Raw genomic sequence first — 5,287 nt, forward strand, 5'->3', positions numbered from 1 at the left:
TCTTCCAGCGAAATGATGGTTTCAGTGCGTTCTATCCCTTTAATATGTTGCAGATCGTCCTGTAAAATTTTACGTAATTCTCCACTGTCTTTACAAATGATTTCCGCAAACATGCTGTAGGAACCGGTTGTATAGTTTAACCGTACAATCTGCGGAATCTTTAATAATTGTTTCGCTACATTTTCATACAGGGAACTTTTCTCGAGGTAAATGCCAATGAAGGCCAGTACATCGTAACCAATGGCCCGCAGATTTACCTGTAAACGGGTACCTTTGATCACGCCCATTTCATGCAGCTTTTTGATGCGTACATGAATAGTACCGCCGGAAACAAAGAGCTTTTTTCCTAACTCTGCGTAGGATATCCCGGCATCGGTTGACATTTCCGAGATGATTTGTAGGTCTAATTTGTCAATATTTAATGAGTGGCTCATTTTTGCAACGCAATTTAGAATATTTTCTAAAAATAGGTATTTTTTTGAAATAATCGCAAAATGGATTGCTATAATGCCCTTTTTTATTTTAATACCAGTTTTGCCTGCCCTTTTAAACCCATGAATGGTTGATTTTATAAGGCATATAAGGAGTCATAATTTTTAACTAAATTGATGAACAGATGCTATTATCCCTTGTAAAATACAATCCATGAAAGCTAATGTGACAAGTAGAACAGCCCAATACATGGCCCTGTTCAGGGCATTAGAAACTACCCGGCCCAAAGATCAACGACTTTTTACAGACCGCTTTGCCGCCTGGTTCCTGGACAATGGTTTGAGAACAGGGGTGTGGTTATGCCGCATTCCCGGCTGGAGGGCCATTGCAGAAAGGATTATCCGTAAAAAAATTCCTGGTGCATTGTCTTCCGGCATTGCACGCACAAAATATATTGATGACCTGCTGCAACAGGCGGTGACCAACGGTGCGCAGCAGGTATTTATTCTGGGAGCAGGTTTTGATACCCGCGGATTACGTTTACCATTCCTGGAGCATCTTAAAGTAATAGAGATCGATCATCCTAATACAGCGGCGTATAAACTCGCCAAACTACGCGCACATAAAATCCCCGCCAAAGTATTTTATCATCAGATCGACTTTAACAAGCAAAGTCTGGATCAGCTGGGCGCATTAAATAATTTCGATTTTACGCTGCCCACCGCCATTATCTGGGAAGGCGTCACCAACTATCTGAATAAGGAGGCGATAGACAGCACCTTTGCATTTTTGCAGCGCTTTGCGCCCGGTTCTGTCGTGATTTTTACCTATGTACATCAGCAGGTACTCCAGGAACCAACCGCCTTCTATGGCGGCGAAAAATTGCTGCAGGACGTAGCTACACTGGAAGAGCGATGGACCTTTGGTTTTGAGCCGGCGGCTTTACCCGGCTACCTGAAGTCCTTTGATTTTATGTTGGAAGAAGATCTGGGGGCAACCGAATACCGGGAACGATATTTACCTGAACGCTCCGAAAAGGGATATGAATTTTATCGGGTGGCCTATGCCCGTCGTATGGCGTCTAAGGACGAATAGTTAACAATGCCGTTTTTCTCCACGCCCGCTCCGTATTCATGCTATATAATTCCCGCCAGGTATGCCATTCTTCCACGGCGCTAATGCCGGTTAAGAAGGTAGTAACGCTTAGCCATAAACGACTATGTAGTAATATGGAAGGCAGCGGAAGAAAGAACAACAAAAAGGAAAGGGTCAAATCGCCCATACGCTCACGCAGGGCGGAATCCCGGGCCATATTAAGTGGAAAGCCGGCTATGCTGCTGGTAGCATGATGATAAATCAGGTGTAATATGCTGAGGTAAATGGAGGCCAGTGAAAGGGTTGCCGTAAACATCTGTATGGTATTTTATACAAATGTAGCCGGGCTCGTATCCGGGGTAAATAGCCGGCAGGCGGGTGGCGGCCTGGTTCCGGTAAACGTGGGGAAATTTCCGGTGAAAAATATGCTCAGGCACTCCCATGTAAGGCCAGTTTCTCGCGAAGCAACTGGCAAAGCTCTTCAAACTTAGTAGGCTTGGTAACGAAATCAACGGCTCCCATAGACCTGGCCATGCTGATCTCATGCGGTTCATCACTGGTAGAATAAATGATGACAGGGATATGTTTAAGCGTAGCAGAGGCCTTTATTTTCTGTAAAAACGTTAGCCCGTTCATTAAAGGCATATTCATATCCAGGAAGATCAGGTCCGGCGTACAAACTGCCGTCGTTAACTGATCGAGGGCATCCTGTCCGTTACCCGCCGCCGCAAAGGAAATGTGCTCCCTTATTGTATGGAGGGCCAGCTTGAAAAATTCCTGATCATCCGGATCATCATCCACAAGCAACAGGGTCGTTATTTCCTGGGGATTATTAGCGCTCATATATATCATTGCTGCAAGAATACTAATGTACGCTTTATTCCTGTTATATGGCTGAGAAGGTTATCAAGCCCTGTAGCTAAACCTTTTAGCAGGTGCGCTCAAAAATAATTAGTGGCTATTGTCGTAATAGGTATTGTCTTTCACTATTTTTCCATCTTCCACCGTAAATACAGTACACATAGGAAGCTTCCACTTTTTACCGTCAGCACCGGTGCCGAACGACACAAATTCAACGGTGATATGGTTTTTGTCGCCATACATATTCACCACTTCATCCTGCACATCAGGAAACATCTGCTGTAACTCCTGGTATTTTTTGATGGTTGCTGCACGGGTATGTTGCACCGGTTCCAAACCCAGGGAAGGATCCAGGAAAGTGGCAGTGTCTTTGTAGCAAGCGGCCATCCGGGTCCAGTCGTGATCATTAAAGGCGTCAAAGAGTTCTTTTACCACCACGGTATTGGCGTTGGCAAGACTGATTTTACCGCCGGGTTGAACGCATCCGGCAAAGGAAAGGACAAGAAGCAGATACAGGCAATTTTTCATACAGGATGTATTTTGAGCATTTACAAAATACGAAGAAGCACGCGAAAACAGATTTATAATTTAAATTTGTACCTTAATTTTAAATCCCGATTTTATGGAGATGTCACAGCCCGATCCGGAGTTGCTGCAACAGTTGGTAGTGATGAAGATGCCATTTGGTAAGTATAAAGATGTAATCCTTTGTGACCTTCCGGTGAGTTACCTGGAATGGTTTCAACGCAAAGGCTTTCCGAAGGGCAAGTTGGGCATGCTGCTGGAAACCATGCTGGTGATTAAAATGAATGGACTGGCGCAATTGCTTGATCCCCTGAAAAAGAAAAGATATTAAACAGCTTTTAGCTATTAGCTTTTAGCTTTTAGCAAAAATGCAGCGGAGACATTAGCGTAGTTGATCGTTTAACTTTCGCTGTTTGTTCTCCGCTGCATTTTTGCTAAAAGCTAATGGCTAAAAGCTGTTTCAGAACCAACTGGTGTTCTGTTCTTCCTCTTCATGGGAACCGGCAACATCTGCCGGAGCCGATATTTTTACTTCTTCGGGTTCGGTAGTATGTTCATTTTTTTGAACCGGCTGTACGTTTTTACGGATAGCACCTTCCACCACAGCCCCTTCTTCTATTTCAAGTACCATCGCATTTACATCTCCCTTTACCAGGGCTTTGTTGCTGATATGCGCTTTATTACTGATGTAGACATCGCCATACACTTTTCCATGCACTACCAGATCGGTAGCATAAATATGGCCGCGTATACTTGCCGTTTCACTCACAACCAGTTTACCACTCGTCTTTACATCGCCCCGCACATTGCCATCTATCCGGCCAGAAACCGAAGCATCAATGCTACCATTTACGGATACTGTTTTGGGAATACGGAAAGCTCCGGGAACAATTATATTTCGGAAAATATGCCTGACGTTGATCACACGTAAATATTAGAGGGTGATGGGATTGGGATTCAAATTCGGAGTCGGTGTGGCACTCGCTGTATGCTGCACCTGATCTTCAAAAGTAGAAACAATAGAGCTGGAGTTGCCAAGATCCAGACCTACACTTCTCTGTGGTTTGTTATCTGAAATTCTTAATGAATTGTAAAGATAACCGATACTCATCAGTTTTTCAGGTTCAGGTGCTACTTCTACCGGAATAAAGTCACGGAATTCTTCTACAAAAGCATCCGTCAGCTCACGATAGTGGGCGCCACCACCCATCAGGTAAATTTTTTCGCAGGTTTCAAAATCCAGATCCGTGAAGTAACTACGCATCAGCGGAGATACTACCTCTTTGTAATATTGGGTCAGCACACCCTTACGCATATCACGCAAATCAATACGCTTGCGATTAGTGAAGATAGAACCTTTCATAAAGGCATCATCCACCTGGTGCTCATTTTTCATTTCCAGGTAATGTTTCTGATTCAGCTCACGGGTCAGATTATTAATCGCATAGCGGATACCATGAGAACTGAAACAGGTACGGTGAATCAAACCATCACCAGTAGCCATGCCACCTTCAATGGTGCCGAATCCAAAACTGATGGCAATGAAGTTATCCAGTTGCGGCTCGTTGATGGTTTTCTTTAATCCGATAATACCACCCACGATTTCCGGGATCACTTCATATTTCTCAATATCAAACATAGCTTTTTTGAAAGAGCCTTTGGTATTGTAGGTTTGTGTATCGTAGTCTATCAGGAAATGTCTTTTACTTAAAAACTGCTCAGCGGCCGTTTTGTAAATGTTATAGGTAGAGAACGGAAAACCAACTGTCAGGGCAATAGGCTGTTGTACTTTATCAATAGTATTTAACAAAGCCGCTTTAAATAATATTTCATAATCTTCCTCAGACGGCGCCGCATTGGTGACCCTACCCGGATTAATACCACCTCTTCTGGCAAGGTTGCCCACCAGGTACCAGGTGTCATCCTTTTTAATTTTTAATCCATTGAGCAAGTCCTTACTTGAATTTTCTGTGTTTCCAAATGCGGTCTCAAATACGCTTGGGAAGCTGGTTGTAGATACTTTCATAGTGCTTTGTTATAAATAACGAATGTAGCCGTGACTCTCCTGCAGGAGGGTTTTCATCGGGATTGAAATAGCGGTTAAAGATATAAAATATTAGAACAAGGGGATGACAACCAATGAATTTACGCTAAATTTAATACAGCCATGTTGAATTTCAAAATAGAATGGGGAGGGAAGGCCTTCGGCCTTTGTCTTTTTCAGGATTATACTGATTAGTAAGATTATGATGATTGTCTTGATGATATCCTTTATTGATATATCATTTTATTTACGCTTTCAAAACGAAATAAATCAGCGCAATCATTATAATCAGCATAATCCTGAAAAAGACAAAGGCCGAAGGCCTTCCCC

The 5,287-nt window shown here is 43.2% G+C and carries 8 protein-coding genes; 2 read left to right on the forward strand and 6 right to left on the reverse strand.

The genetic code is table 11. From position 1 onward, the window contains the following. Nucleotides 1-383, reverse strand: a 383-nt coding sequence (locus tag VIP81_RS03610; protein WP_331957112.1) for an Lrp/AsnC ligand binding domain-containing protein, incomplete at its 3' end; no start/stop codon positions are given. 262 nt (nucleotides 384-645) lie between these two features. On the opposite strand from VIP81_RS03610, the gene VIP81_RS03615 reads away from it, so the two are divergent. Further along, nucleotides 646-1,527 carry an SAM-dependent methyltransferase gene (locus VIP81_RS03615; RefSeq protein ID WP_331957113.1) on the forward strand — a complete coding sequence of 294 codons (882 nt, stop codon included), beginning with the start codon at nucleotides 646-648 and terminating at the stop codon, nucleotides 1,525-1,527. Here VIP81_RS03615 and VIP81_RS03620 read toward each other — a convergent pair. The 3 genes from VIP81_RS03620 to VIP81_RS03630 form a co-directional block, all read right to left on the reverse strand. Then, nucleotides 1,514-1,843, reverse strand: a complete 330-nt coding sequence (locus VIP81_RS03620) for a hypothetical protein (RefSeq protein WP_331957114.1) — start codon at nucleotides 1,841-1,843, stop codon at nucleotides 1,514-1,516. The genes VIP81_RS03615 and VIP81_RS03620 overlap by 14 nt on opposite strands. 113 nt (nucleotides 1,844-1,956) lie before the next feature. Beyond that, complete coding sequence (locus tag VIP81_RS03625; protein ID WP_331957115.1) at nucleotides 1,957-2,370, reverse strand: response regulator; 414 nt, start codon at nucleotides 2,368-2,370, stop codon at nucleotides 1,957-1,959. A 108-nt stretch (nucleotides 2,371-2,478) separates the two neighbouring features. Further along, a complete protein-coding gene (locus VIP81_RS03630; protein WP_331957116.1) occupies nucleotides 2,479-2,916 on the reverse strand; it encodes a nuclear transport factor 2 family protein in 438 nt (145 codons plus the stop codon). A gap of 94 nt (nucleotides 2,917-3,010) precedes the next feature. Here VIP81_RS03630 and VIP81_RS03635 point away from each other — a divergent pair, with 94 nt between their 5' ends. Continuing rightward, on the forward strand, nucleotides 3,011-3,244 hold the full coding sequence (locus VIP81_RS03635; RefSeq protein ID WP_331957117.1) for a DUF3820 family protein: 234 nt from the start codon (nucleotides 3,011-3,013) through the stop codon (nucleotides 3,242-3,244). Between the two features lie 129 nt (nucleotides 3,245-3,373). Here the strand turns inward: VIP81_RS03635 and VIP81_RS03640 are convergent, their stop codons facing one another. Continuing rightward, a complete protein-coding gene (locus tag VIP81_RS03640; RefSeq protein WP_331957118.1) occupies nucleotides 3,374-3,838 on the reverse strand; it encodes a polymer-forming cytoskeletal protein in 465 nt (154 codons plus the stop codon). A 9-nt stretch (nucleotides 3,839-3,847) separates the two neighbouring features. Further along, nucleotides 3,848-4,939: a ParM/StbA family protein gene (locus tag VIP81_RS03645; RefSeq protein WP_331957119.1), complete on the reverse strand. Its 1,092-nt coding sequence runs from the start codon at nucleotides 4,937-4,939 to the stop codon at nucleotides 3,848-3,850. Nucleotides 4,940-5,287: the final 348 nt, after the last annotated feature.

Source organism: Chitinophaga sp., from assembly GCF_036566945.1.
In the GTDB taxonomy this organism is placed as follows: Bacteria; Bacteroidota; Bacteroidia; order Chitinophagales; family Chitinophagaceae; genus Chitinophaga.

Coding starts and splice junctions, on each gene's coding strand:
- VIP81_RS03615 (WP_331957113.1), top strand. CDS start 646: ATGAAAGCTAATGTGACAAGTAGAACAGCCCAATACATGGCCCTGTTC.
- VIP81_RS03620 (WP_331957114.1), bottom strand. CDS start 1,843: ATGTTTACGGCAACCCTTTCACTGGCCTCCATTTACCTCAGCATATTA.
- VIP81_RS03625 (WP_331957115.1), bottom strand. CDS start 2,370: ATGAGCGCTAATAATCCCCAGGAAATAACGACCCTGTTGCTTGTGGAT.
- VIP81_RS03630 (WP_331957116.1), bottom strand. CDS start 2,916: ATGAAAAATTGCCTGTATCTGCTTCTTGTCCTTTCCTTTGCCGGATGC.
- VIP81_RS03635 (WP_331957117.1), top strand. CDS start 3,011: ATGGAGATGTCACAGCCCGATCCGGAGTTGCTGCAACAGTTGGTAGTG.
- VIP81_RS03645 (WP_331957119.1), bottom strand. CDS start 4,939: ATGAAAGTATCTACAACCAGCTTCCCAAGCGTATTTGAGACCGCATTT.